23 protein-coding genes are annotated in these 25,899 nt (G+C 61.5%); 10 read left to right on the top strand and 13 right to left on the bottom strand.

Annotated elements, in window-relative coordinates:
* Nucleotides 1–25 precede the first annotated feature (25 nt).
* Together FW756_RS07795 and FW756_RS07790 are read left to right on the top strand one after the other, a co-directional pair.
* Nucleotides 26–841, top strand: a complete 816-nt coding sequence (locus FW756_RS07795; protein WP_446429585.1) for a sulfite exporter TauE/SafE family protein — start codon at nt 26–28, stop codon at nt 839–841.
* 39 nt (nt 842–880) lie between these two features.
* Entirely contained in the window at nt 881–1,735 is an 855-nt protein-coding gene (locus FW756_RS07790; protein ID WP_446429584.1) for an alpha/beta fold hydrolase, read from the top strand.
* Nucleotides 1,736–1,814: 79 nt separating this feature from the next.
* Here the strand turns inward: FW756_RS07790 and FW756_RS07785 are convergent, their stop codons facing one another.
* Entirely contained in the window at nt 1,815–3,089 is a 1,275-nt protein-coding gene (locus tag FW756_RS07785) for an MFS transporter (RefSeq protein ID WP_446429583.1), read from the bottom strand.
* 52 nt (nt 3,090–3,141) lie between these two features.
* On the opposite strand from FW756_RS07785, the gene FW756_RS07780 reads away from it, so the two are divergent.
* The 3 genes from FW756_RS07780 to FW756_RS07770 all read left to right on the top strand — a co-directional run bounded on the left by FW756_RS07780 (nt 3,142) and on the right by FW756_RS07770 (nt 4,843).
* Entirely contained in the window at nt 3,142–3,840 is a 699-nt protein-coding gene (locus FW756_RS07780) for a FadR/GntR family transcriptional regulator (RefSeq protein WP_446429582.1), read from the top strand.
* 68 nt (nt 3,841–3,908) lie between these two features.
* Complete coding sequence (locus FW756_RS07775) at nt 3,909–4,265, top strand: VOC family protein (RefSeq protein WP_446429581.1); 357 nt, start codon at nt 3,909–3,911, stop codon at nt 4,263–4,265.
* Between the two features lie 179 nt (nt 4,266–4,444).
* Complete coding sequence (locus tag FW756_RS07770; RefSeq protein WP_446429580.1) at nt 4,445–4,843, top strand: VOC family protein; 399 nt, start codon at nt 4,445–4,447, stop codon at nt 4,841–4,843.
* On the opposite strand, the gene FW756_RS07765 is transcribed toward FW756_RS07770, so the two are convergent.
* From FW756_RS07765 to chrA, 5 genes are all read right to left on the bottom strand, one after another.
* Nucleotides 4,819–5,502: a helix-turn-helix domain-containing protein gene (locus FW756_RS07765; protein WP_446429579.1), complete on the bottom strand. Its 684-nt coding sequence runs from the start codon at nt 5,500–5,502 to the stop codon at nt 4,819–4,821. The genes FW756_RS07770 and FW756_RS07765 overlap by 25 nt on opposite strands.
* A gap of 19 nt (nt 5,503–5,521) precedes the next feature.
* Nucleotides 5,522–6,025, bottom strand: a complete 504-nt coding sequence (locus FW756_RS07760; protein ID WP_446429578.1) for a GNAT family N-acetyltransferase — start codon at nt 6,023–6,025, stop codon at nt 5,522–5,524.
* A gap of 155 nt (nt 6,026–6,180) precedes the next feature.
* The gene (locus FW756_RS07755) at nt 6,181–7,557 is read right to left on the bottom strand and encodes an ABC transporter permease (protein ID WP_446429577.1); all 1,377 of its coding nucleotides are present in this window, start codon (nt 7,555–7,557) and stop codon (nt 6,181–6,183) included.
* 8 nt (nt 7,558–7,565) lie between these two features.
* Entirely contained in the window at nt 7,566–8,330 is a 765-nt protein-coding gene (locus FW756_RS07750; RefSeq protein WP_446429576.1) for an ABC transporter ATP-binding protein, read from the bottom strand.
* 150 nt (nt 8,331–8,480) lie between these two features.
* Entirely contained in the window at nt 8,481–9,692 is a 1,212-nt protein-coding gene (gene chrA / locus FW756_RS07745; protein WP_446429575.1) for a chromate efflux transporter, read from the bottom strand.
* A 190-nt stretch (nt 9,693–9,882) separates the two neighbouring features.
* Here chrA and FW756_RS07740 point away from each other — a divergent pair, with 190 nt between their 5' ends.
* Nucleotides 9,883–10,803, top strand: a complete 921-nt coding sequence (locus FW756_RS07740; protein ID WP_446429574.1) for a M23 family metallopeptidase — start codon at nt 9,883–9,885, stop codon at nt 10,801–10,803.
* 36 nt (nt 10,804–10,839) lie between these two features.
* Here FW756_RS07740 and FW756_RS07735 read toward each other — a convergent pair whose 3' ends face one another.
* Nucleotides 10,840–11,334: an SRPBCC family protein gene (locus FW756_RS07735; protein WP_446429573.1), complete on the bottom strand. Its 495-nt coding sequence runs from the start codon at nt 11,332–11,334 to the stop codon at nt 10,840–10,842.
* A gap of 259 nt (nt 11,335–11,593) precedes the next feature.
* On the opposite strand from FW756_RS07735, the gene FW756_RS07730 reads away from it, so the two are divergent.
* The 3 genes from FW756_RS07730 to FW756_RS07720 are packed head-to-tail and all read left to right on the top strand — an operon-like array spanning nt 11,594 to nt 13,557.
* Complete coding sequence (locus FW756_RS07730; RefSeq protein WP_446429572.1) at nt 11,594–12,316, top strand: VIT1/CCC1 transporter family protein; 723 nt, start codon at nt 11,594–11,596, stop codon at nt 12,314–12,316.
* A gap of 48 nt (nt 12,317–12,364) precedes the next feature.
* On the top strand, nt 12,365–12,700 hold the full coding sequence (locus tag FW756_RS07725) for an MGMT family protein (protein ID WP_446429571.1): 336 nt from the start codon (nt 12,365–12,367) through the stop codon (nt 12,698–12,700).
* Nucleotides 12,697–13,557, top strand: coding sequence for a LysR substrate-binding domain-containing protein (locus FW756_RS07720; RefSeq protein WP_446429570.1), 861 nt, complete (start codon nt 12,697–12,699; stop codon nt 13,555–13,557). The genes FW756_RS07725 and FW756_RS07720 overlap by 4 nt, the downstream gene beginning before the upstream one ends.
* 69 nt (nt 13,558–13,626) lie before the next feature.
* On the opposite strand, the gene pip is transcribed toward FW756_RS07720, so the two are convergent.
* From pip to FW756_RS07705, 3 genes are read right to left on the bottom strand one after another with little or no spacing between them, the layout of a single operon-like run.
* Entirely contained in the window at nt 13,627–14,595 is a 969-nt protein-coding gene (gene pip / locus FW756_RS07715) for a prolyl aminopeptidase (protein ID WP_446429569.1), read from the bottom strand.
* Between the two features lie 9 nt (nt 14,596–14,604).
* Nucleotides 14,605–15,231 carry a response regulator gene (locus tag FW756_RS07710; RefSeq protein WP_446429568.1) on the bottom strand — a complete coding sequence of 209 codons (627 nt, stop codon included), beginning with the start codon at nt 15,229–15,231 and terminating at the stop codon, nt 14,605–14,607.
* Nucleotides 15,228–16,493 (bottom strand): sensor histidine kinase, encoded by a 1,266-nt coding sequence (locus FW756_RS07705; RefSeq protein ID WP_446429567.1) that lies wholly within the window; start codon nt 16,491–16,493, stop codon nt 15,228–15,230. The genes FW756_RS07710 and FW756_RS07705 overlap by 4 nt, the downstream gene beginning before the upstream one ends.
* Before the next feature lie 214 nt (nt 16,494–16,707).
* Between FW756_RS07705 and FW756_RS07700 the strand changes: the two genes are divergently transcribed.
* Nucleotides 16,708–17,181, top strand: a complete 474-nt coding sequence (locus FW756_RS07700) for a hypothetical protein (protein ID WP_446429566.1) — start codon at nt 16,708–16,710, stop codon at nt 17,179–17,181.
* Here the strand turns inward: FW756_RS07700 and FW756_RS07695 are convergent.
* The 3 genes from FW756_RS07695 to FW756_RS07685 form a co-directional block, all read right to left on the bottom strand.
* Nucleotides 17,174–19,249 carry an acyl-CoA dehydrogenase family protein gene (locus FW756_RS07695; protein WP_446429672.1) on the bottom strand — a complete coding sequence of 692 codons (2,076 nt, stop codon included), beginning with the start codon at nt 19,247–19,249 and terminating at the stop codon, nt 17,174–17,176. The genes FW756_RS07700 and FW756_RS07695 overlap by 8 nt on opposite strands.
* A 505-nt stretch (nt 19,250–19,754) precedes the next feature.
* A complete protein-coding gene (locus FW756_RS07690) occupies nt 19,755–21,347 on the bottom strand; it encodes a DEAD/DEAH box helicase (RefSeq protein ID WP_446429565.1) in 1,593 nt (530 codons plus the stop codon).
* On the bottom strand, nt 21,348–25,838 hold the full coding sequence (locus FW756_RS07685) for an efflux RND transporter permease subunit (RefSeq protein ID WP_446429564.1): 4,491 nt from the start codon (nt 25,836–25,838) through the stop codon (nt 21,348–21,350).
* Between the last annotated feature and the right edge of the window lie 61 nt (nt 25,839–25,899).

Here is a 25,899-nt window from a genome sequence, read left to right as displayed (position 1 = left end):
CCTGTTCCCTGCTGGACTAGGGACAGTGAGCATCGTATTACTGATCTGTATTGGCATATTTACCGGCGCAACGACCGTCCTGTTTGGGTTCGGTGGCGGCTTTGTGACTGTCCCCGTCATTCTCTGGGTGAGCGCCGCGGCAGGGCCGACCGCCGCAACCATTGCCGTCGCCACCTCAGCCGTGGTCATGGTGGTCAACGCGTGCATCGCGACAATTGCGACACCGCGTGAGATTCTGTGCCGACTTCACGGCACGACCCCACTTCTCATCCTGCTTGCCGTTGGCGGGGCGGTCGGCGCAATCGCGGCAACACACGCCCCCGAGCAAGCAATCACCATCGGCTTCGCGGTCTACCTCGGTGTCACCATTCTCGACGCAGTGATTCGACCAGGCTTCTTGCGCCCAGCCAACACACGCACGCTCACACCAAAGCCCGAAACCGAGTTTGTGATCCGCCCAGCCCTCGGACTTCCCATCGGTGCACTCGCTGCGTTTCTCGGGGTGGGTGGCAGTGTGATGACCGTCCCACTCCTGCGGCGGTCAGGTCTGCCGATGCGCATCGCCGCAGCACTCGCAAACCCGCTGACACTGTGCGTTGCGGTACCAGCAGGTGCAGTATTTCTTCTCGCCTCAGGTTCGGGCCCGAGCCCAGAGACCGCAGGCATCTGGCTCATCGGAACAGTGGATCTCGGCGCAGCCGCTCTGCTCTTGATTGGCTCGGTTCCCGTCGTGGTGCTCTGGCGCAGGCGTCCACCACGCATTCCCGACCGCGTGCACGCGTGGGGATACATCGCACTCCTCATCGCTGTACTCATCGCGATTCTCATGCAGATCGCGTGAGCGCTCGTCCTCTTCAACACCCTCTTTAGGATAGAAACCATGACCCCTACACAGACTCACCAGACGACCACACCTGACGGTCGAGTGATCTCTGGATCGAGCTTCGGCCCCCTGACTGGCCAGCCAGTGCTCTTCATCGCGGGCGCGGCAACCGGACGCTCAATGCATATTGATCCCACCGTGCTTGCTGAGCTTGACGTACGCCTGCTGACGATGGATCGCCCAGGGATCGGCGACTCCGCCAACGACCCCGAACGCACCCTTGCTTCGACCGCCGCCGACTATCGCACGTTCGTAGATTCGGTCATTGGCACACCCGATACCGCGCTGCCGGTGATCGCCAACTCACAGGGAAGCGTGTTCGCACTTGCGCTCGCGCTGACCGGTGCAGTCACTCGGCTGGTGCTTGCGTCGCCTGCTGACGAACTCGCCCATCCCGAGATCCACGCCATGCTGCCCCCAGAGGCGACGGCCCTCGCAGACCTCGCCCAGTCTGCCCCTGATACGGCTGCCGAGGTCTTGCGCAGCTTTTCAGCCTCGGCAATGCTCGAGATGGTGCTTGGCGGATCGCACCCACAAGACCGCGATTTCTATACGGCAGAACCATTCCACACGTTGTACCGGCGCTCGCTCGACGAAGGGTTCGCGAATGGTGGCGCGGGCTACGTGCGTGACACGCTGCTCGCAATGCGGGAGTGGGGACTCGAACTTGCCGAGATCCGCTGCCCCGTGCAGGTATTCTTTGGTCCGCTTGATCGCACGCACTCGCCCGACCTCGGTGTGACGCTCACCGGGCGCATTCCCGGCGCAACCCGCACGGTCTTTGATGATGCGGGTGGCGCGCTGCTCTGGACCCACTCACGCGAGGTCCTCACCGCGGCACTCGCTGCGTAGGTTGCCGTCAGTACGCACTTCACGTGCAATCCCATGCCGGGCTAACCGCGAAGCGCGTACTACACGAGCCCGGAGACGTCTATGCGGACGTGCGCGTTGCCCCGGGAAGCGCAATCACTTTCGTAAGCAACACACCAATGGTTCCAAGCACGAGCGCGCCAACGGCGAGCAGGCACAGGACCGGCGTCCAAGATCCCGTGATCTGGCGCAGTGCTCCAGCAGCGAGCGGGCCCAGCGTCGCAAGCGTGTAACCCACCGACTGGATCACGGTCGATGCGCGGGCAGATTCAACCGCGTCTCGTCCAATTCCAGCGATGAGCACGAGCGCGAACGGGAAGGCGCACATGCCGAGCCCCAAGAACGCGGCCCACACCTCTGGCATGGCGAGTGGTGCGAATGCGAGCCCGCACACGCCGACGATCGTTGAGCTCGCAATGATGATGAACCCCACGCGCATACGTTCACGGCTGCGAGTGAGCGGCATCACCAGAATCGTCGCGGGTGCACCGATCGCCATCATGATGCCGAGCAGCAGCCCCGCACGCTCAGGGGCAAGTCCCGCGTCGATCGTGATGCTTGGAATCCAGCCCATGAGAATGTAGCTGAGGAGCGACTGGATCGCGAAGAACCCCGCGAGCAGCCAGGTGCCGCGTGGCAGCGGATCGCGCTTCGCGGCTTTCCCTGCGTCGTGCCCCTCAGCTGTCGTCTGGGCTGAAGCGGCTCCTGTCGCAGCTTCTTCCGTCACTTCGGCGTCCGAGTCCTGTGCGTCAGGGCGCGTGAGTGGCATGACAACCAGCCACACCACCACGGCGAGAATTGCGGGCAGCGCCCACGCGGCGAGTCCGATCGAAGGGCTACCAACGAGCGTTGCGACCGGCACGGCAACTGCAGCTGCGAGGGCTGCACCAATCGACATCGCGGTCGAGTAAGTGGTGGTCACTGCACCAATGTGAGCACCGAAGTGCGCGCGCACGACTGCCGGCAACAGGATGTTGACGACGGCGAGGCCAGCGGTTGCGATCACAGTGCCAATGACGACGATCCACGGCTGCGGGACTGCGCGGATGAGCAGCCCGACAGACAGCACCACGAGGCCAAGGGCCACGGTACGCTCGACACCCAAACGCGCTGAAAGCTTGGCGGTACTCACACCTGCGACGGCAAATACCGCGGTCGGAATCGCTGGAACAAGCACCATCGTGGTCGGGGTGAGCGCTCCGCTATCGGTCAGCGCAGCAATGAGTGCTGAGGCACTCGTGATAGCGAGGCGAAGATTCACCGCTACGAGAATCAACGCGACGATCATGAACGCCGGGCGGGAGCGCAAAGCTCCGCGGGTGGGAGTACGGGACATATTCATCCAAACGTCTAACGTCTAACTTTTGAGCCGTACTATCATTACACACATGACCCTCGATCCGATACGCCAAACTTCGCTCAGCGATCAGGTGCTCGAACGTTTGCGCACCGAAATCGTCGAAGGACGATGGGCTTTGGGAGAGCGGATCCCGCCAGAACCCGAGCTCATGGCAAGTCTTGGCGTGGCTCGCGGCACCCTGCGCGAAGCACTGCGCGCGCTGCAATACAGCGGCATGCTTGATATCCGTCGCGGTGACGGCACATTTGTTGCTGCCCGAAGTGAGGTGCCTGGCGCACTTGCACGATCCGGTGCCACGATCGCAGACGTCCTTGAAGCACGAGCCGCGATCGAGCCACAACTCGCACGCTTAGCCGCGGAGCGCGCAACCGCAGAGGACATCGACCGTATCGCGGATGCACTCAGTCACCGGGCTACCGTGCAGATTGATTACTGGGCCGCGGCCGACGCTGCTGTGCATGAGGCAATCGCCCGAGCGGCAAACAACCCCATCCTCTTCGAGGTTTACACGGCGCTCCTGCCGAGGCTCCAAGAATCGGTGCAGTCAGCGATCGACCGTACCGGCTTCTGTCGCGATGATCCGCGCGGGCACGAAGAAGTTCTTGAAGCAATCAAGGGGCGTGATCCCGAGGCAGCAGGGCGCAGTGCCGCAGCAAACCTCGCGGCGACCGAGCGCTGGGATACCGACGAGCGAGCAGGTGCGCTCACCGACCCTCCGGCAGCGTAATTGGCGCTCGCGCTCGACCAGTTTGAGTGTCACGATGGTCTGAGAACGCACTCGCAAAGGAGCACCTCATGATCACACTCGACATGGTCACCATCGACACGACCGACGCGCGCACTCTCGCCGACTGGTGGGCAGAACGACTGGGCGGCAAAGTAGCCCAGGACTTCGACGGCTGGTTCTGCATGGTTGAGGTTCCAGGCTCAAGTGTCACCCTCGGGTTCCAGAAAGTGGCTGACCCGACTCCGGGAAAGAACCGCATGCACTTTGACCTGTCGTGGGACGCCGCAACTGACCGTCAACAGATGATTGGTGAGTGGGTAGCCGCGGGAGCCACCCACATTGAAACCCGTGGCGATGCAGACTTCCAGTGGGACACCTTTACCGACCCAGCTGGCAACGAATTCTGCATTGGTGATCCGCACTAGGCACGCGCACTTGCGCTGAACACGAGATTTCAGAATCTCAGCACGCATCGTGCACGGGCTGGCAACGCCTGGTTGAGCGACGCTTGATTCGGCCGAATTGAGTGAAGCAAGACCGGGCTCAGGAGAACTTGGCCGTTTTATTCAAGATCCCCCTGCCCACTGTCTCGTACCTTAGACGCATGACACTCACACTTGGTTTTATCGGTATTGTCACCCGTGACATGCGTGCTTCTCTCGCGTTCTATCGCGCGCTCGGCGTCCCGATTGAGGAGGGCCAGGACTCCTCACCACACGTTGAAGCGAAGCTCGATGATGGCGTTCTCCTTGCCTGGGACACCGTCGAAACCATTCGCAGCTTTGATCCCACGTACGTGCCTGGCACTGGCGGGCATCGCATCGCGCTTGCATTCGACAAGGGTTCACCAGAAGCCGTTGATGCCGCATTCGCTGCATTGGTGCAGGCGGGTCACACCTCACATGTTGAGTCGTGGGACGCGCACTGGGGCCAGCGCTACGCGACCCTGCTCGACCCAGACGGAAACTCTGTCGATCTTTACGCAGCGCTCCCTGCGAACTGAGCGGGTGTCACGCCGACCAGCCGACGAAACTCTCGAGTCATGTGCGCCTGGTCGGCAAAGCCTGCCGCGGCAGCAGTGTCTGAGGCTGTTGTGCCTCGAGCAAGTAGTCGCCGGGCGTTCGCAGCCCGTTGAATGCGGACGAGGGTCGCATAGCCATACCCGAATTCCGAAAGCATTCGTCGCCGCAACGTGCGCTCAGACTCCCCAAGCTCAGCTGCAACGGCGTTGGCCGGGAGTGCTCTCACGGCTGCCTCACGAATAAAATTCACGCGGTAGGGAGGCACTGCCATGCGGCCGCATACACGTGCAGCGAGCGCATCGGCCTGCCCCTGCCGAGCGCTCACAGCCAGCATCGCTGCGCGGAGTTCAATCGCGGCGCTGTGCGAGACCGCATCTTCAAGAGCAACGGCGTTGTCTGCCAGCTCTACAAGGTTGGTCCCGAGCACGGAGCTCGCAAAGCCCTGCGGAATTCTCAACCCGACCGATTCTCCTTCAGCGTCGCCTGTCGCAGCGATCCACCGAGTCGACGGCCCAACAACGATCAGTTGTCCTTCGCGCGCGATGAGGTCAGCACACCCGTCAGCGGGGATCATCGCGTCAGCGCCGCCCTGCGACCGCCACAGCGTGAAGCCCATTGGCAGTTGAGTCTCTACGTACACCGGTTCAGCCTTTCACGGGTTACGTCAGCGAGATCGCCATCTGTTCCCGCGGACCATACTGCTCGAGTCCCAGCTCGGCTTCGATCCGCACCAGATCCTGCTCAAACGGCGTGCGCGGTTCTTCTGACGTGAATCCGATCGCAGCATAGAACGGCCCATTCCAGGGCACGTCAATATAGGTACGGAGCGTCATTCTCGTGTGCCCGCGGTCGGCGGCATGTTCACGCGCTGCCTTGACCAAGGCTCGACCGTGGCCTTGACGGGCAAAGGCAGGGTCAACAGCAAGCTGTTCAAGGTGGCACGCGCCATCAGTTTCCAGTACGTGCACAAATCCAGCGATTTGCCCACCAGCTGTTTCTCGCACGAGTACGAACCCAGGTTCTGCAGCGCGCAAGTATCCGCTTGGCGCGGATCCCCAACTGTCCGGCTGAAACCGATCAATAAACAGCTGATCAGCTGCATCTTCGATGCGTGCAAGCAGCCCAAGGTCCGCTACGGTCGCAATTCTCGTCACCGGTTCCATACTGTGCAGTCTAGAAGCAGCACACCGACCAAGGTAAAACTCACAGCAGCGTCTCTGCACACCGTGCTTTGAACTCAGACGTTCAAAGGCTGGCGGGCAGAGACGCTGCTGTGGTTTCCGAAGTCCAGATGTCTTGACTCCGGTCTTTCAGGTGTTTAGTCGACGGCGAGCGCGAGCACTGGGGAGACCTTGGTCGCTCGTCGTGACGGAGCAGCCGCGGCAACGAAGGCAAGGAGAATACCGAAGACAGCGACGCCTGCAATCATGAGCCACGGCACCGAAGGTGTGACGAGCCCTGCCTGCGATCCGAGCAAGGACTGCGTCGCAGCCCAGCCGTAGAAGATACCGAGGAGTACCCCGCTGCACAGTGCCGCGACGGTCATCTGTGCGCTTTCAGCCATCACCATGCTGCGCACCTGCGAGCCGGTGAAACCGAGCGCACGCAACAGGCCAAGCTCACGGCTACGCTGCAGCACGCTGAGCGACAGCGTGTTCACGAGACCTACCGCGGCAATCACCGCAGAGAATCCGACAAGCACGGTCAGCACGATCGAGGTGATGGTGAGCGTCTGTTCGAGTGCAGCTCCCATCTCTGGATCCGCTTCAAACAACTGCTGCGACACGACGCGGTAGCTCTCGAGCGCAACTGCGAACATCACGATGAGGGTCACGCCAATCACGAGACCAATGGTCGAGCGGGCGCTGCGCTCGGGGAATCGCACGGTGTTCGCTGCCGCGATCCGCCCGGTAATTCCTCGACCTGAGAGCATGCCTGCGAGCCGGAGCATCGGCGGCATAATGAGGTGTGCACCAATCGCGATGCCAGTAAACGAGAACAAGCCGCCAAAGAACGAAACCAGCAGTGCGAGCGGAGTCATGAAGCTCAAAATGATTCCGAGCGCGAGCAGTGCGGCTCCCACGACGATGAAGACGATCGCCAGCACGGTGCGCGAGGTACGCCCGCGAGACGCCTCAGGGCGCATCTCAACTGCAGCACCGGTTGCAGCAATCGGTGAGACACCAGCAACGCGACGTGACCCCGTCCAGGCAGCAAGCCAGGTCGTGACAATCACAATTGCCATCGCCACAAGCACAAGCGGATCGAAGATCGGATACACGCGGTCAGCAGGCAGCCAGCCCATCGAACGACCAAGCCCAATCGATACGAGGGCAAGGCCCTCAGCGATAGCAAGACCGATCACCGAGCCGATAGTTCCCATCACGAGACCCTCGAACGCGACACGGTTGCGCACACGCGCTGACGTCGAGCCGAGAAGCCGGAGCAACGCAATCTCGCGCGTGCGGCCGGCGATGACCGTCGCGAACGTATTCGAGGTCACGATCGAACCAACGTAGAGCGCGATGATGATGAAGATGAACGACACCATGAGGAGCACCGCACGGAATGTCCCCGATTCAGCAATGAGCGCCGGGTCGAGTGTGGCCGTCATGATTCCCGTAAGCAAGATGAGCACCGATGCAAAGACTGTGCTGAGCGCAGCGACAATGATGGTTGCCGCATGTTCTTTCATTCCCCGGTTCATGCTGCTGCTGTTTCTAGACTCAGCATCGTGGCTGAAATTTGCTCGGCCGTCATCGCGCCGCTATCGCGAACGATACGCCCGTCTGCGAGGAAGAGAATACGATCAGCGTGGCTCGCTGCAATCGGGTCGTGCGTCACCATCGCGATGCTCTGTCCACTTTCGGTGACAGCGGATCGCAACAAACGGAGCACCTCACGGCTCGTGCGCGAATCAAGTGCACCGGTCGGCTCATCGGCGAAAATCACATCGGGACGTGTTGCAAGCGCACGCGCGATTGCCACTCGCTGCTGCTGCCCGCCTGACAGCTCGTGTGGGCGATGCGTTGTGCGGCCATCGAGCCCGAGATAGTTGACGAGGGCATTGATACGTTCCTGCTCGGCAGCATCAGGCTTGCGTCCGTCAAGTTCAAAGGGAAGTCGGAGGTTCCCCATGACGTCGAGCGTTGGCACGAGGTTGAACGACTGGAACACGAACCCGATCCGGCGTCGTCGCAGCTGCGTCAGCGCAGCGTCGCCGAGACCAGTGATCTCGTCATCACCGAGCCATACACGTCCCGTGGTCGGCGTATCGAGTCCAGCCATCAGGTGCATGAGTGTGGACTTACCCGAACCCGAGGGGCCCATGATTGCGGTGAAGCAACCACGACGAATGCCAATCGAGACATCGTCGAGCGCAGCTACGCGATGCCCGCCCTCGCCGTAGTACTTGCCGACGTTCGCCACTCGGGCGACAAGGCCCATTTCACTCGGTTTTGTTTCCATACTTCGAAGGTACGGAGTCGTGCGTTGTCGCGGATCGACCACGGGTACCGGGGTATTCGTACTCGAGTACCGTCTCGATTCCGCCCAAAGTACCGCGTGGGTGTCAACGCCTCTTTGCTCCGCCCGACGTCGCCGCAGAGTTGTCAGGGTTCATTGAACAACAGCAATACACACCCCACCAAGCGCTCCGACCATAGCCACGAGCCAGGCCGGCCAGCGAAATCGCATGAGGAGCAGCGCGCAGAAGGCCGCGAGCCCAACGCTCCACAGATCAGTGAGCGCCGAGGTCGCGACCGGGTCGATGAGGGCGGCAGCCAGCACTCCAACGACCGCAGCGTTCACACCAGACAACGCCTTTCGCACAGCAGCGTGCTGGCGTGCTCGTGACCACAACGGGGCGACTCCGTACAACAGCAGTACACCGGGCAGGAAAATCGTGACTAGCGCAAGCACACCGCCAACGAAACCGCCTGGCCCAACAGTGACGGCCGCACCGACATAGCCTGCAAACGCAAACAGCGGGCCTGGCAGTGCCTGAGCTGCGCCATACCCCGCGAGAAATTCCGTTTCGCTGATCCACCCTGGCGTCACGACACCGGCTTCAAGCATGGGCAGCATCACGTGCCCACCGCCAAACGTCAGCGCCCCTGCACGGTAGAGCACGTCCCAGAGCTGGATGCCACCCGTCGCTCCTGCTGCACACGCGACCGCGACACACGCCCAGATTGCTGCGGCGAGCGTGAGCGCAACGCGCGATCCACGCATGCTTGTGTGTACCAATGCTGCAGACCCTTGTCTAAGTTCTCCCGCAGCGCACCAACGCCAACCAGCTGCCGCCCCAGCAAGCAGCACCAGCATTTGCAGCCATCCGGCGCGTGGCCCGACGAGCAGTACACACGCGCCAGCGGCAGCGATGCAGAGCCGGGTGAGATCTGGCGTCAGGGTACGCGCCATGCTCCACACCGCACTCGCGACCACGGCGACGGCAACCACCATGAGGCCGTGCACGATTCCAGTACCAATCGCGCTGTCGAAGCGTAGCGCGCCAAGCGCGAGCCCGATCATGAGCACGGCAGATGGCAGCGTAAACGCGATCCACGCTGCGACAGCCCCGAGAGGTCCTGCCCGGCGCTGGCCGATCGCCATCCCGACTTGGCTCGAAGTAGGGCCCGGCAAGAACTGGCACAGCGAGACGAGATCCGCGTACTCAGCGTCACTCAACCAGCCTCGTCGACTGACGAACTCCTGCTGAAAGTACCCAAGGTGAGCCGTCGGGCCGCCAAAGGATGTCAGACCAAGCCGCAGAAACACCCAGAACACAGTTCCGACGCGACGGGAAAGCCCCCGTTCACCTGCTGCCACGTTCTTCCTGCTCTCAGTACGACCTCACCGAATACCACTCTGGTCGCAAGCAAACCGGCCGTGCGCCAGACACGCAGCGTGTTTACGCGGCGTTCACGCTGTTGCCCGCACCTTCGGTCACAGGCACTCACGCGACAAGCACGCGATAATGAAGGCACTGTCTTTCAACCGCCCCACAGGAGCACCTCAGATGACCGCTGTATTCAGCAGCCTCTACCGTATTCGCAGCGTGATCTTCGCTGGTGCTACCGCTGCGCTGGTATTTATCGCGTTCTTCGCCAGGTATTTCCCTTCGCAGGTTGCCCAGCAGCTCACCATCGCGCTTGCAGTGGTCGGTTTTGCTGGGTGGATCCTCGCGTTGGTGCTCCTCATGGCAGGTGCGCGACTCAGGCCAGCACATGACACTCGCGTGGTGCAATCACCGGTGCGCGGACGCTGGCTCGCGCTGAACAGCCCGGCGTCACGCACGCCGAGCCACGGCACGCGCGCCTACGGTCAGTCAGACGCAGTTGACCTGGTCTTTGAGCCTGCGGGGTGGGAGCGTCCCGCATTCGGTAGTTGGCCTGGCATGCGCGAGCCAGAGGATTTTCGGGCGTTCGGCGCCCCGGTACACGCGATGATTTCTGGCACGGTCGTTCGCGCGAGCGACTGGCGACGCGACCACAAGTCACGCGGCAGCTCCATCGCGTTCATGTATCTCATGGCAGAGGGCACCGTCCGTGAGCTCGGTGGCCCGGGGTTCGTCGTGGGTAACCATGTCGTCATCCGCGGCGACGATGGTGTGTACGCGGCGATCGCCCATCTCAAGCGCGGATCTCTAGTCGTTCGCAAGGGAGATCGGGTCACCGCAGGTGATCACATCGCGAGCTGTGGCAACTCTGGAAATAGCTCAGAACCGCACGTCCACGCCCAGCTCATGGATCGCGGATCATTCTGGACAGGTCAAGGCATTCCCATGCTCTTCTCGAGTATCAGCATCGATGACAGCTCAACGCTCGAATCCGGCATGCCGAAAAACTCCCAGCACCTCATCTGCGCAGATGATGATGCAGCGAGCAACGACTTGGCTGAGGCGGGACCGACAGGTGGCGACCCACAGCCAGCAACCTAAGTCCTGAGATCTCAGGCTTCAGGCCTCAGGCCCGCGCTACTCAGCGGTAAGCGCTTCGTACTCCTCCTGCAGAACGGGGAAGTACTGATCCAGCATGGGCTCCTCAGCACCATCAGTCGCAGCGACCAAGAGGTCGAGGTAGTACTCCCATCCTGGACCGATCTCGCCGATACTCTCGTCACCGTTCAAATGGTGAATGAATGCGAGGGTGGTGTCGGGGCCATCGGCGGCGAGCTGCAGCTCAAGTCGCCAGTTGCCCGACTCGTTGTCTGAGGTGAGCGCGAGTCGATGCGGCGCTTCGCAGGCGTCGATCCGCATCCGCATCAGGGGTTCTCCCGCTTCAAAACGCATGTGCACACTCACCGCGCCACCAGGCCGTGCGTCACCCTCCCACGGACCAAACCACTTGTCAGTGAGGTCGCGGTCGGTGAGATATTCCCAGGTCTCTTCGATGGGCAGCGCGAGTGACCGAAACAGCTTGAGATCATTGCCACGACTCGTTCGAACCAGGCGTCCGCTCACATATGTCATTTCGTGCTCCTTCAAGCTCTGCGTACATCGCAGGATTCCCGCGCAGATGTGTAGCTTATCTGCGCGAAGCAAGGTGGCTCCTCAGGGTGTGACAACAGCTTCGACACAGCCCTCGTGTTTTCCGTGCGACACCGACGCAAAACTTCGCGTACCCGAACTCCATTTCACGCCAGAATCGAGGTCAAAAACGGGCTTCTCCCTCACGCAAAATCGTTGCTACGGTTGGGCTTTACGGCCGAAAGGAACGCAGTCTATACCTATGAGTGACATCGACATTTCACGCCCGCATGAATGGGATCACACCCACGCAGACGTCTCTTCTGGTTGGCTGCGCGCGTCGGTGTTTGGCGCGATGGACGGCCTCGTGTCCAACGTCGGCCTCATTGCAGGTATTGCAGCAGCAGGAGCTCCGGCCCCGGTTGTCATGCTGACCGGTGTCTCTGGCCTCATCGCAGGCGCAATTTCGATGGCACTTGGCGAGTACACCTCGGTGCGCACCTCGAATGAGCAGCTGAGCAAGGAGCTGCAGACCGAGCAGGCCGCTCACCTGCGCAATCCCGTTGGTGAGCAGGCCGAACTCGCGTCGCTCTTCGAGCGGCTCGGCATGGAACGCGGCACCGCTGCCGACGCTGCCGAGCAGGTGCACGCGAACTCCGAATCGGCGATCAAGGTACATCTCTCGCAAGAACTCGGCTTGAGCTTCGACGACCAGCCGTCCCCCATGGTTGCGGCGGTCTCTTCCTTCTTCTCCTTCAGTATCGGCGCGCTCATTCCGATCATTCCGTTCTTCTTCGGTTTCGGGAACCTCTGGTGGGGCCTGATCTTTGGTGGCGCAGGCCTGCTGCTCGCGGGCGGTCTCGCTGCATTCTCGACCGGTCGCAACTGGTTCGCAGGCGCCTTCCGTCAGCTCACCTTCGGCGCTGTGGCAGTGGTCGCGACGTTCACCATTGGCAAACTCCTTGGGGTCGACGCGCTCGGCTAACCTTGCGCTAACTACGCAGCGCGTGCTCTGACAAAGTACGCTAAGTGCATGCCAAATCAAGAGCTCGTCGACGCAGTGCTCGAGATTGTCGCACGCATTCCACCCGGTCGCGTGATGACGTATGGCGACGTTGGAATCGCCATTGGGGTCGAAGCTCCCCGAGCAGTGGGTCGCGTCATGGCGCTCTTTGGGCACGCATCGCCCTGGTGGCGAGTGGTCCCGGCGAGTGGACTCCCGCCTCAGGGGCACGCGAACCTCGCGCTTCCTCACTACCTTGCGGAGGGGACGCCCCTTCGACGACCGGAGTCCGACGACTATCGCATCGCGCTATCGTCGGCTCGGCTCCCCTACACGCACGAAATCTACGCGGAGGTCGCCCTGTGAATACCGAACCTGAAATCGCTGCTGAGCCCGCGACCGCTCCAGCCCCAGAGGAACCAACCGGGATCCGCCTGGGATTCGTGCGCGGCGCGGCGCCAAGTCGCTGGGCAAAGCGCTGGAAGGAAATCACCGGCAAGCCGCTCGAGCTTGTACCGGTGAACGCCGTGTTCGGCCACCGCATCGCGAGCGAAGCGAACTACGACGTGCTCCTCGAGCGCACCCGCCCCGGTGAAATGCCAGCAGCAACCGGTGCGAACGGCGAGGAGCGTCGCTCGCTCAGGCTCTACACAGAGGCCGTCGGCCTGGTCGTCGCAGCGGATCACGAGCTCGCCGAGGCCACCTCTGTCACGCTCGAAGACATTGCGCTTGTGAAGCTGCTCGATCACCCTGACCATGTCGCGGACTGGCCAGCGCCAGAGCGCTGGGAAGATCCTTCCTGGATGCCAAAGAAAGCCGCTGTCGCGCTCGGCATCGTTGCGACGGGTGCGGGCGCGATTCTGTTGCCACTCCCCTACGCGCGTCACGCAACCTCGAAGCGCGAACACCGCGTCATCCCGGTTGCTGAGAGCGCGGGCCTCAACGGTGGTCATATCTGGGCGACGTGGGGCGCGGATCGCGACAACGCAGAAGTGCAGGCGCTCGTCGGCGTGCTTCGTGGCCGTACGGTCCGCAGCTCACGCCCGGGCGCTGACGCTGACGCTCCTGTCGAGGCTGCTCCCAAAAAGAAGCCGCAGCAGCAGGTAAAGAAGCAGCCGAAGCTCAAGCCAGGATCGCGCGGAGCTCAGCTCGCGGCGAGCCGCGAGAAGGCAGAGCGCAACCGCGCGATGAAGGCAGCGGCAAAGCGCCGCAAGCGCCGGTAGTTCGAAGCTCAGGTCACAGCGCTCAGCGCACTGCGCACAGGGTTCGGCGACGCTGGTCTCGGGGTTACCCTAGCTCGCGAAGCGATCCGTTGCGCGAATGAGCGCATCAGTGATACCTGGCTCGCTGCCTGCGTGCCCGGCATCTGCAACGATCTCGAACGCTGCCTCTGGCCATGCACGATGCAGGTCCCACGCGGTACGAATCGGCGTGCATGCGTCGTAGCGTCCCTGCACGATGACGCCGGGAATGTGACGAATCTGTTCAATGCCTGCGATCAGCTGACCTTCCTCGAGCCAGCCAGCGTTCTTGAAGAAGTGATTCTCGATCCGCGCAAATGCGACCGCAGATTCAACGTCCTCGCGTGCCTCGGCGATCATCTCGGTATCGGGGTGCAGCTTGACGATGGAGTTCTCCCAGACCGTCCACTCAACGCCCGCCGGGACATGCACTGCGGGATCGGCATCGAACAGTCGGCGGTTGTACGCTTCGACCAGGTCGTCACGCTCATCACCCGCGATCGGTGACAGGTACTTCTCCCACATGTCAGGGAAGAGGAAGCTCGCACCCTCCTGGTAGAGCCATTGCACTTCTTCCTTGCGCACCGTGAAGATGCCTCGGAGCACCAGTTCGGTCACGCGCTCTGCATACTTCTGTGCATAGGCGAGCGCAAGCGTTGAGCCCCATGATCCGCCAAATACCTGCCAGCTGTCGATTGCAAGGTGCTCACGCAGCCGCTCGATATCATCGACCAGGTGCCAGGTCGTATTGGTCGCAAGGTCAGCCTCTGGCGCACTCGCGTGCGGGGTCGAACGACCGCAACCACGCTGGTCAAAGACGATGATGCGGTACTTCTCAGGGTCGAAGAAGCGTCGCGAATCGGGCGTACTTCCACCACCAGGGCCACCGTGCAAGAACACGACTGGCTTACCAGCCGGGTTGCCGCATGCCTCCCAGTACAGCTCGTGACCGTCTCCGACGGCGAGCATGCCATGGTCGAAAGGCTCGATCGATGGGTACAGGCTGCGCAATTCGGTCATGTGGCTAGCTTAGATCCAGCCCTGCTGCCATGCCTGTTCTGCCGCCGAGTGCCGCGAGCTCACGCCGAGCTTGGTCATCGCGGCTGAGAGATAGTTGCGCACGGTTCCCGGCGAGAGAAAGAGTTGTTCTGCGATGTCTTGCACGCTTTCTGTCGCCCGGCTCGCGCGCAGCACATCAAGCTCACGATCGGTCAGCGGGCACCGCTCTGCGGTGAGCGCCGCGGCCGCAATTTCAGGATCGATGTAGCGTTTACCGGCTGCCACATCACGAATAACATCGGCCAGCTCACCAGCTGGCGTTGACTTCGGCACGAACCCCGAGACCTTTGCAGCGAGCGCACGGCGCAGCACGCCTGGTCGGGCATGCCTCGTGACAATAATCGTTCTCGCGGTCGGCACCTCTTCTGAGATGCGAATCGCTGCCTCGATCCCGTCTGCGTTCGGCATCTCGAGGTCGAGGAGGCACACGTCTGGCTGCGTTTCTCTGGCGAGCGTGAGCGCCTCAACCCCATCGCCTGCCCCGCGCACGACTTCGATGTCTGGCTCGAGTCCGAGCAGCGCTTCGAGTGCACCACGGATGAGGTGTTCGTCATCTGCGATAAGCAGGCGGATCTTCTCCTGCGCGACTCCGGTCAACTCGCTGTTCCTCTCACGGAATCTGGGATTCCAGACGTCTGCCCGGTACCGAGCGGAACCTCCGCTCGCAGTTCAAATGTACCGGCGTTCGGATCCGCATGACTGACGAGCGAACCGCCAACGGCTTCGAGTCGCAAGCGAAGCCCTGTGAGCCCCGAGCCTGGCGCGCGTCCAGGCACCGCAGTCGGTGCTGCCGCTGCGACCCCGTTATTGGTCATGCGCAAGATGCAGCGGCTGCCATCACTCGTGAGCGAAATCGCTGCGGTCGTTGCGTCACTGTGCCGAAGAATGTTGGTCGTGCCCTCTCGTACCGCTAGCGCAAGCGCGTGCTCTGCACGGGTGTCCCCGGGGCTGGCAGCCAGCTCAAGCGTGCATGTTGCACCTGCCAAGGTAAGCACATCGCGCGCATTCTCAAGCTCTTCGCTGAGGCCGACCTCACGCAGCCCGGCAACGAGGGCACGAGTCTCCTCCATGGCCTGCTTTGCGATGAGGCGGATCTCTTGCACCTGCGCCGCAGCCTGCGCTTGCGCGTCGGCCTGCTCTGGCACGCGCTCCAGCATGCGCTCGGTGAGCTCAGCCTTCAGCGCAATGACCTGGAGGTGGTGGCCCTGAATGTCATGCAGGTCGCTCGCAAACCGCAAACGCTCTTGGGTGACCGCAAGCTCTGCTGCCGCTTGCCTGGCGTCATCGAGTTGCTTGACGATTCCCCACATCCACAGGCTGAGCAGCAGCATCGTCGGCATCAAGGCTGCATAGATCAGCACGAACCAGATTTCGCCTTGCAACATGGGAGCCCACGCCTCCGGCTCCCGCGTCCACAGCGGAACCAGGCAGAACACAGCACCCAGCATCAGAATCCCCCACCGCCAGCCGCGAGACACGAGGCAGCTAACGAGCGAGAACGACAGCCACACAGGTATGGCCGCGATCAACGACAGTCCTTCTGCAAAGAATCCGCATGCCCACGCGACCACGCTTGGCGCCATGAGCGCAACGATCCATCCCCGTGACGGCAAGCCGCCACCGATTCCGGCACGCAAGAACCATGACCACCGAATCTGCACGACGCATGTGACGAGCATGAACGCGGCAAGCACTGCGAGTGTCGGGTTCCACCCAGCTGCGACCTGCTCAGCGAGCAAGAGCAGCGTGAAGCCCTCAAGCACGACAAAGAAGAACACGATCGATGCGAGCGTGTAATTCCAGGTCGCGTTGACTCCGGCCCCTGCATCTTGCGGCTGTGAGTGATTCTTCGTATTCATTGATTCCAGCCTATGGTGTGACACTCATGCCGCCCCATGACAAATGTCACACAAACACCGTGCAGAACCGCAGGTGAACCCATGATGCGCGGCACTACACCGGCCCGCGGGATCTCGAAAAGATAGATACATCGCCGCTGCGGGATCCGCCCCACCGGCAAGCATTGCCCAGCGCATTACTCGGCCGAACCGTTACCGGCCACGAAAGGTAATCATGATCACCACGTTCCAGGACTTCGCTGCTTCACTTCCGGAGGCACTGCAGTGGATCGGCGTCTTGCTCGTCGCGGCAATCCCCTTCGTCGAGTCCTACTTTGGATCCGCAATTGGCGTGCTCGCTGGCCTGAATCCCGTCGTCGCAGTTGCTGCGGCAATCTGCGGCAACATCATTTCAATGCTGATCTTCGTCCTCTCGGCGCACGGCATCCGGTCGAAGGCCACCGCCAACCGCGAGCCAGTCGCCCTCACGCCGAAGCGCCAGAAGCTCAAGGACCGCATGGACCGCTTCGGCGTCCCAGTCGTGAGCCTTGCGGGTCAGGTCTTCCTGCCAAGCCAGATCACCTCGGCCGCAATGGTGTCGTTCGGTGCGCCCAAGAACCTCGTCATCTTCTGGCAGATCATCTCGATCATCATCTGGGGCGTTCTCTTCGGCGTGCTTGCGACCCTCGGCATCTCGGTCATTAGCTAGCGGATCGAGTTGCGCGCTCCCGAGCGCGCAACTCCTTCTCATGCACCGGCCAGGTACCAGCCGCCTTCTGCGTTGCGACGTAGTCGGCGGCTTCTGCCTGTCGTTCAGCCTCGATCCCCGTCGCAATCTCTGCACGCAGCAGCTCTGGCGTGAGTCCGAATGCATCGACAAGGTCGAGCGCCTGCACCCGAAGCCGGCCGATCAGTCGGTCGATGTAGGCGGTGACCGCCTCGATCCGCGCACCAGAGAGCCGACCTTCGATGAGGTACCAGGCCGCATGCCGTTCAATGAGGGTGAAGCCGAAGAGGTCACGCAACCAGGTGAGCACCTGGCGGGTTTCTGGGTCGTAAACCCGTCCGAGGGCATCTGTGAAGGCTTCCCACTGCAGCAACTCGCCGTGCGCTCGGGCGGCCTCGATGAGCTTGGCCTGCTGCGCGTTAAATGCACGCTCGCTCGCGATGGCCTTCGCTCGCTTGTCACCGTGAATATCTTTGGTTGCGTCGCGCATCGCCATAGCCACGTCAGCGACCATCGTCTGCACGCGATCCGCCAGCAGGGCATGCTGCGACTCGGTTGCACGCAGGCTCTCGACTGAACGCCCCACCTGCCCCAGGTCAGCGATACTCTGACCCACCTGGCGCAGGCCGAAGCGGCTCACGCGGTCGCCCAGCTGGCTCGCCGCAGCCTTGACGAGTGCCGCCCGGTCACCGTCTTTGAACTGTTTCGCGTAGTCGGTGAGCAGCCGCTTCCCGACGAGCTGCAGCAGAATGTGGTTGTCGCCCTCGAACGTCGCATAGACGTCAAGATCTGAGCGCAGCCCCACGATGCGGTTCTTGGCCATGAACCCTGATCCGCCACATGCCTCACGCACCTCTTGGAGCGTGTCGAGCGCACCCCAGGTCGACAGCGGCTTGAGCGCCGCCGCAAGGGTTTCAAGATCTTCGCGGTGCGAATCGGAATCGTTCGTTCCCGAGAACACCTCGTCAAACACAGTTAGCAGCCGTTCACTCGCGAAGCCCATCGCGTAGGTCTCTGCAATGCGCGGAATAATGCGCCGCTGGTACTGCCCGTAGTCGAGCAGCACGGTCTCAGCCCCCGATGCGCCGGGGAACTGGCGGCGTTCACTCGCATACTTCACGGCGATAGTGAGCCCGGCTTGCATCGCGCGCACGGCTGATCCGTCGAGCGACACACGGCCCTGCACCAGAGTGCCGAGCATGGTGAAGAACCGGCGGCCCGGGCTCTCGATCGGGGAGGTGTAGGTCCCGTCAGGCGCCACGTCACCGTACTTGTTCAGCAGGTTTTCACGTGGGACACGAACGTGGTCAAACGCCAACCGCCCATTGTCGATGCCGTTGAGGCCGCCCTTGACCCCGTCGTCCATGCTCTGCACGCCAGGCAGCATCTCACCGTCAGGGGTGCGGATCGGCACAAACAGCGCATGCACACCGTGGTTCACGCCCTGCGTGATGAGCTGCGCAAAGACCACTGCTGCCTCGCCGTGCAGCGCTGCGTTGCCGAGGAATTCCTTCCAAGCCCCAGCGAACGGAGTGTGAATAACAAACTCTTCAGTCTCGGGATCATAGGTCGCCGTTGTGCCGATCGAGGCGACGTCTGAACCGTGCCCGATCTCTGTCATGGCAAATGCTCCGGGGATCTTGAGGTTGATCACATCCGGCAACCACTTTTCGTGGTGCGGGCGCGTGCCCAAGTGCAGAATTGCGGAGCCAAACAGTCCCCACTGCACGCCCGCCTTGATCTGGAGTGACGGGTCGGCAAGCACAAGCTCCTGGAATGCGGCGAGGTTTCCGCCCTGATTGTCTGAGCCGCCAAGGTCTGAGGGGAACGCCCGCTGAATCGCTTGCTCTTCGACGAGGCCGTGCAGTTGCTCAAGCACCCTTGCGCGATGTTCGTCCATCGACAGGCCGGGAATACCCTGGAAGCGCGGATTCTTTGCAACTTCACGCGACTCAAGACGCTCCTTCTGCCACTTGCCGAGGAGGAGGTTGGTCACTTCAGCCTTGTCAATCTGCGGGATTGTTGCGTTCGGGCCGGTGTGGGGGTGCATCGCGTGCTCGCTCGCTGTGCGCTCGCTCGTCGTGTGCTTGTTCATCGTGTGCTCGCTCATCGGAGGTCCTCCTTGACGCTCAAACTCTCGGGGCCGGGCTCATGCTTCGTCATCCACGGCGTACCGTCAGGCTAGGTTCTTTGCGTGAGCGTGCGTTGAGTCGTCTGGGGTTTCTACATTTGTGCGATGTTCGGGCCGTGAACTTTCTGTAGAGTGCACACAATCAGCATGTGATTGATGTGTATACATGACACACAGGGTTCAGTGCTGCTTGAGGTTGAGGTTGGGGTTGAGTCTGCAATCTTGGGCTTCTGTCTGCGCGCTCGCATGGGCTCACGTGAACGCCCGCGAGCGCCCGCGAGCGCCCGCGAGCGCCCGCGAGCGCCCGCCCAAATCTAGAAAACGGCCGTCGTCCGCAAGAAATTGAGGTTTTTCTTGCGGACGACGGCCGTTTTGCAGACGTAGGGGCGCGCGCGCCCCCTCAAAGTGGGGCGCGGCGCAGCAGCTAATCGCGCAGCTTGGTCGGGTTCGCCCCTGGAGTGAAAGGCCCGAAGAAGACAGGCTTCACACCGGCCTCATCGAGCAGCGCTTTCGTGAGCTTCTGGCGATTTCGCAGCGACAGGGTAAACACATTGCCACGCTTGCCCGCGCGACCGGTGCGACCGGAACGGTGGAGGTACGCCTTGTGATCGTGCGGAGCATCCACCTGAACAACGTGATCTACATCATCGACGTGGATGCCACGGGCGGCCACGTCGGTCGCAACGAGTACGCGGGCTTTGCCCGTCGCAAACTTTTCAAGATTGCGCTCACGACGTGCTTGACTCAGGTCACCGTGCAGAGCCACAGCTGAGACCCCATTTACCGTGAGGAGTTCGGTGACGCGTTCGGTGCCGAGCCTCGTGCGGCAGAACATCATGACGCTGCCCTTGAGCTCAGCAAGCTGCACGGTGACGGCATCCTTCTCTTCACGCTGCACAAGGAGAACGCGGTGCGGAACATTCTTACCAGCACGCGCATCGACCTCGATCTCGTGCGCGCGAGGCTCGTTCAGGAATTCCTCGACAAGCTCTTGCACGTCACGGTCAAGCGTCGCAGAGAACAGCATGCGCTGGCCACCGCGAACAGTTTGGCGCATGATCTTCTGCGTCGAATCAAGGAATCCGAGTTCGCACAGGTGATCCGCCTCATCGACAACGGTGATGAGTACTTCGCGGAGGTCGAGCTTACGACGCTGCACCAGGTCGATGATGCGGCCAGGAGTGCCAATGACGATGTCGATGCCACGCTCCAGTGCAACAACCTGCGGGTCGATAGGGACACCACCAACGAGCTGGGCCGTGTACAGGCCGACTGACCGAGCAATGGGCTGAACCGTGCGGTCGATCTGCAGCGCAAGTTCACGAGTTGGCGCGAGGATGAGCGCGCGGGGCTTGCGGATCTCTGCCTTCGGCATCCGCTCACCACGCTTCAGCTTTGGCTTCTTTGGTGCTGCGGGAATCTTGCCAGCAGCTTTCAAGAACAACATACGTTCGACGAGCGCTGCGCCGAAGGCGATGGTCTTGCCAGAACCGGTCGCTGCCTTGCCGAGAATGTCGTGGTCTTCGATCGCATCTGGGATCGTTGCAACCTGAATGGGGAATGGCTGGCTGGCTCCAAGCTCGCCCAGCGTACGCACGATATTTCCGCCAAGGCCGAGACCTTCCCACGTGGCATGCGCGGCATCAGCGGCAGTGGTGACCTGCGTCTGAATATTTGCGAGCTTCGTGCCCGAGTCTTGACGCGGAGCGTCCAACACCACAGGTCCCTGCGCTCCGCGAGCACCGCCCTGAGCCGGGAAGTTCTTGGACTGTCCGTTCTTCACGGGTTCGCGCTTTGCCTGGCCGCTCGTCGCACTGGTGTCTGGTCGTTTTACATCGCGCGGATCCGCGCCTCTGCCTGACGCAGTACGTCCGCCCGCAGCACGGCCAGAAGCAGGTCGGTCAGCGGCACGTTCCCCTTCAGGCACCCCAAACCGGCCGGCCTTCGTCGGGCGTTTGCCTCGACGCGGGTCGTAATTACCGGGGGCTTTAAACCCGCCGCTCTTCTTCTTTGCCACTTACGCGCGCCCGCTTTCAGTATCGGTGTCGGAGTCTTGGTCTGTTTCGTTTTCTGAGTCACCGTCGACTTCTTGCGCAGCCTGCCACATGAGTTCTTCCCAGTTGATCTCACCGGTGATGGGGATCGCGCTCGCAGGCACGTCCTCAACCGGGGGTTTACGATGTCCGGCGCGTGGGTTCTCAGCGTTGACAACGCTGATATCTCTAACCGCATCTGTCTCTTCAACGAGATCTGCATCCAGGATCTCATGCGTCATGGCTTCGATCTGTTCAGGAATGTGTTCTGGCTCGACAAGAAGTTCGTCTGCCGCTTCCTCATCAGCAATGGGGTCAGCTTCAATGAGTTCGGTCTCCACCAACGGGGGCACGACCTCAAGCTCCGAGGTGTGGATGGAGATTCGTTCGAGTCCGCCAGTTGCTGGTTCGCTTGTCACGTTCAGCCCAAGGGAACGTAGCGCCGATGTGACCGTTGAAGGTTCTTCAACAGTGTCAGTGGCGTCCGCTGGGTCCGTTGCCATAGCTTCCTCAGCTATTTCAGGCTCGACCGCCATCTCAGTGTCTCCGGCCCAGCCCATCGCCTCAGCAGTCACTGCGGACTCCACCGACTCAGCAGCCTCGGCAGCGGCAACATCCCTCGCGGGGGCGTTCAGTCCGGCCTGAACAAGGTTGTTCAGTAATGCCTGCTGTGCTTCAACATCAATCAGGGTACTCCGCACCTCTGTCGGGAAAGGCACCTCGGAATCAGGTTCAGCATCATGCTCTGCCCCAAGCTCAATGGCACGTTCGACCCCAGAGTCAGCGACGTGCTCAGCCTCAAACTCGGCATCGAGTTCGGTGTCACGCTGTTCGTCTGCGAGCGCTTCAGCTGCAACTGCAGCGGCTGCGGCGAGGTCAAACTTCGACTCAGTGGAGACAGCCGAAACAGGTACAGACTTCTCCGGCTGAGCCGGCAACTGCACACCGGCGTCTGAGTTGAGCGAGTCCAATTCTTCGGCGGTGAGCGCGAGATCAGCCGGAGAAACCGGCGAACGCTCCGCAGCCCGACGACGGAACAGCGAAGCTCCACGCTTCATCGCTTCGCCCACCGTGGCACCCGCGTTTCCAACGCTACGGCCCACGGCCGCGGCAGACGCGTACGAGGGAGTCTCAAGGCCAGAACCAGCGGTGACAAAGCCAGCACTCCCAGCGCCAGCACTAGCGCAGCCGAACGCGTCATCAGATGCGCCCGATCCCGCAGTTTGCCCAGCTACCGCTGTGAAGCCGGTGCGACGCGTGCGTCCGAGTTCTTCAACGCGAGGAGGCTCGGTCTCTCCGCCATCCAGAGTTGGCCCGCTGTCTCCTCGACCTTTCTCTCTACGACGTTCGACCAGGAAGTACAGGGTCGGAAGCACTACGAGTGTGAGCACGGTCGAGGAGAGGAGGCCGCCAATCACCACGACAGCCAGCGGTCTCGAGATGAAACCGCCACCGCCACCGCTGATGCCGAGTCCCATGGGCAGCAACGCAAGAATGGTCGCCAGCGCGGTCATCACGATGGGGCGCAGTCGCTGCAGTGAGCCGTGAATGACCGCATCGCGCAGCGGTTCGCCCTGGTCACGGTACTGATTCACCAGGTCAATAAGTACGATCGCATTGGTCACCACGATGCCGACCAACATGAGCACGCCGATCAGCGAGGCGACGCCAAGCGGAGTTCCTGTGACGAGGAGCAACAGCAGGGCGCCAGTCGCCGCAAACGGCACTGAGATGAGGAGCAGTAGCGGCTGCAACAGGCTTCTGAATGTCGCAACCATCACGACATACACAATGAGAATTGCAGCGAGCAGTGCGATGCCGAGCTGCCCGAAGGCCTCAGACTGCTGCGACATCACGCCACCGATTTCAGCGCTCGCACCGGCGGGAAGCTCGACGCGTTCAAGCGCCCGGTTCACAGCAGCGCCGGCACTGCCAAGGTCATCGCCCTCTGGCAGAGCAGAAACTGTCACCATGCGCGCGGTATCTTCCGTGCGGATCGAAACCGGGCCGTCAGCCACTTCGACAGTCGCGAGGGAAGAAAGGGTGCGCTCGCCCTGCATCGTTGGAATGATCAGGTTTTCGACAGCAGCTTTGTCACTGGGCATGTCTCGGTCTGCGAGGTAGACATTCACCGAAGTAGCATCGAGTGTGACTTGGCCGACCTGTTGCGGCTGCATTTGGTTGACGACCATGGCCGCGACTGCGCTTTCGGTCAGTCCGACTTTTGCAGCGCTCGTCCGATCAACCGCTACACGGAGATACGGGCGCGACTGAGCGAGGTCACTTTCGACCTGTTTGATGCCTGACTCATCTTGCAGTTCTGCTGTCACTGCTTCAGCTGCCGCGGCAAGGGTCTCTTGGTCGGGGCCGGTCACATAGACCTCAATCGCTGACGACATCGTCATGCCGCCACCCGACTGAGCAATGGCGAATTCGCCTGCGTCGCTCAGATCGTCAACCGCCGTGCGGATCCGGTTTTGCACCTGCTCTTGGTTGGCATCAGGGTTCGTCGTAATCGAATAGGTGATGACGCCGTCGCTGCTGCCTCCAAACATCGCGCTCATGCCGCCGGAGCCGCCGATCGTGACCTGTACCGTCTCCACATTCTTCATGTCGACAAGTGCTTCTTCAACTCGCTCTGCTTGGTCAAGCTGAGCTTCGAGGCTCGTGCCCGGCTCCAACGTCTGCGTAAGACCAATTGAGTTTTGCTCGTCTGAGCCCATGAAGTTCGTCTTCAAGAGTGGGGTGAGTGCCATCGTCCCGATGAATACCGCAACGGCAATGATGATGGTGACGCCGGGCTTCAGCAGTGTCCACTCGATGACTGGGCGATACCAGCCCTGCATCTTCTTGCTCAAGCTGTCTTCGGTGTAGCGACGAGGCTTTTCTGTCAGCTTTGCTGCAGTCTCATCTGAGGGTCGCACAAACCAGTATGCGAGCACTGGAACGATTGTGAGCGACACCAGCAGGGAGGCAGCAAGCGCAAAGGTCACGGTAAACGCAAACGGGCGGAACATCTCCCCAACCATGCCACTGACAAACGCCATCGGCAGGAACACTGCAACCGTGGTCAGCGTCGAAGCGGTAATTGCGCCTGCGACTTCACGTACCGCCCGCACGATCGTGGCAGACCGGTTTGCCTCAGTCTTGAGGTGACGCTTGATGTTCTCGATCACGACGATGGAGTCATCAACGACGCGACCGATCGAGATGGTGAGTGCACCCAGCGTGAGCATATTGAGGGTGTACTCAGCAAAATTCAGACCAACAAATGTGAGCAACACCGAAACAGGAATTGAAATCGCTGTCACAAGTGTCGCTCGCACCGAAACCAGGAACAACAGAATCACAATGACCGCAAAGATGAGCCCCAACAGCCCCTCTGTGGTGAGCGTGTGCACTGCATCTTGGATGTAGGGCGCCTGGTCAAACACCACCTTCAGCTCAACTCCACCGAGCTTGTCGCTGAGATCATCGAGTTCCGTTTGCACAGCCTTCGACACCTCGACGGTGTTTGCAGACGAGGTCTTCGTCACGGCAATCGTGATCGCTGGCTCACCATCCACCCGGGAGATCGAGCTCACAGGGTTCTTCTCGAGCGTGACCTCTGCAACGTCAGCAATCATCGCGGGGGTTGCGATCGGCGCTGGCGCAACGACCTTCTCTTCTTCGCTGTCGCCAAACGTTTCTCTGGTGTCAACAGGCGCCTGCGGAATCATGGCCGAGGCTGGCAGCGGAATAGCAATCGCGGCGACCTCGTCGACCGAGGTCACCTCGGTGCCAAGCTGCACCGCAAGCGTGCGGTCTTCGTCAGCGACGGTGCCAGCCGCCATCAAGATTCCGCTTTGCTGGAGCGCAGCAGTAAGGTCTTCGCGGGTCAGTCCCCGGTTCGCGAGCTCAGTGTCATTTGGCACAATCGAGATGCGGTCCCCGAGCGCGCCAAGGAGCTGCGCATCACGAACCCCCGAAAGGTCCTTGAGCGCAGGCACAGCAATGCGCTGCAACAGATCCGCTGCCTCTTCTGCGTCCATGCCGTTGGCAGGAGTTGCAGCGATCTGCACGACGGGGAAGTCATCGATGCTGCCAGACATGACCTGGCTGTCTGTGCTCTCCGGAAGCACACTCGCGAGCCTGCTCACCGCACGCTCGACCTTTTGCTCAGTGCTCGCGAGGTCAACGCCATACTCAAACTGAGCAAGCACCACCGACGACCCCGTCGAGGAAGTCGCCTGCGTCGTCTCAAGGTTCGGCACGGCACGCAGGGCCGTCTCGATCGGGGTCGAAACATCATTGTTTACGACCTCAGGAGACGCGCCTGGGTAGGTGGTCATCACTGCAACAGTCGGGAACTGTACCGACGGCATGAGCTCTTGCTTCAAGGACCCCATGCTGAGCGTGCCAAACACCGCAGCGACAATCGTCACGAGGGCGATCAACGCGCGGTTCTTCAGGCTTAACGCTGTAAGAAAGTGCATGGAATCAAGTATCCCACTCGAGTCTGCGGAGCGCTCGGCGTTTCAACAGCCCCCGTGGGCC

Source organism: Leucobacter sp. 1207-22 (genome assembly GCF_052850455.1).
Note: the sequence above shows the minus strand (reverse complement) of the source record. Positions and strands in the feature narration are given on the sequence as shown.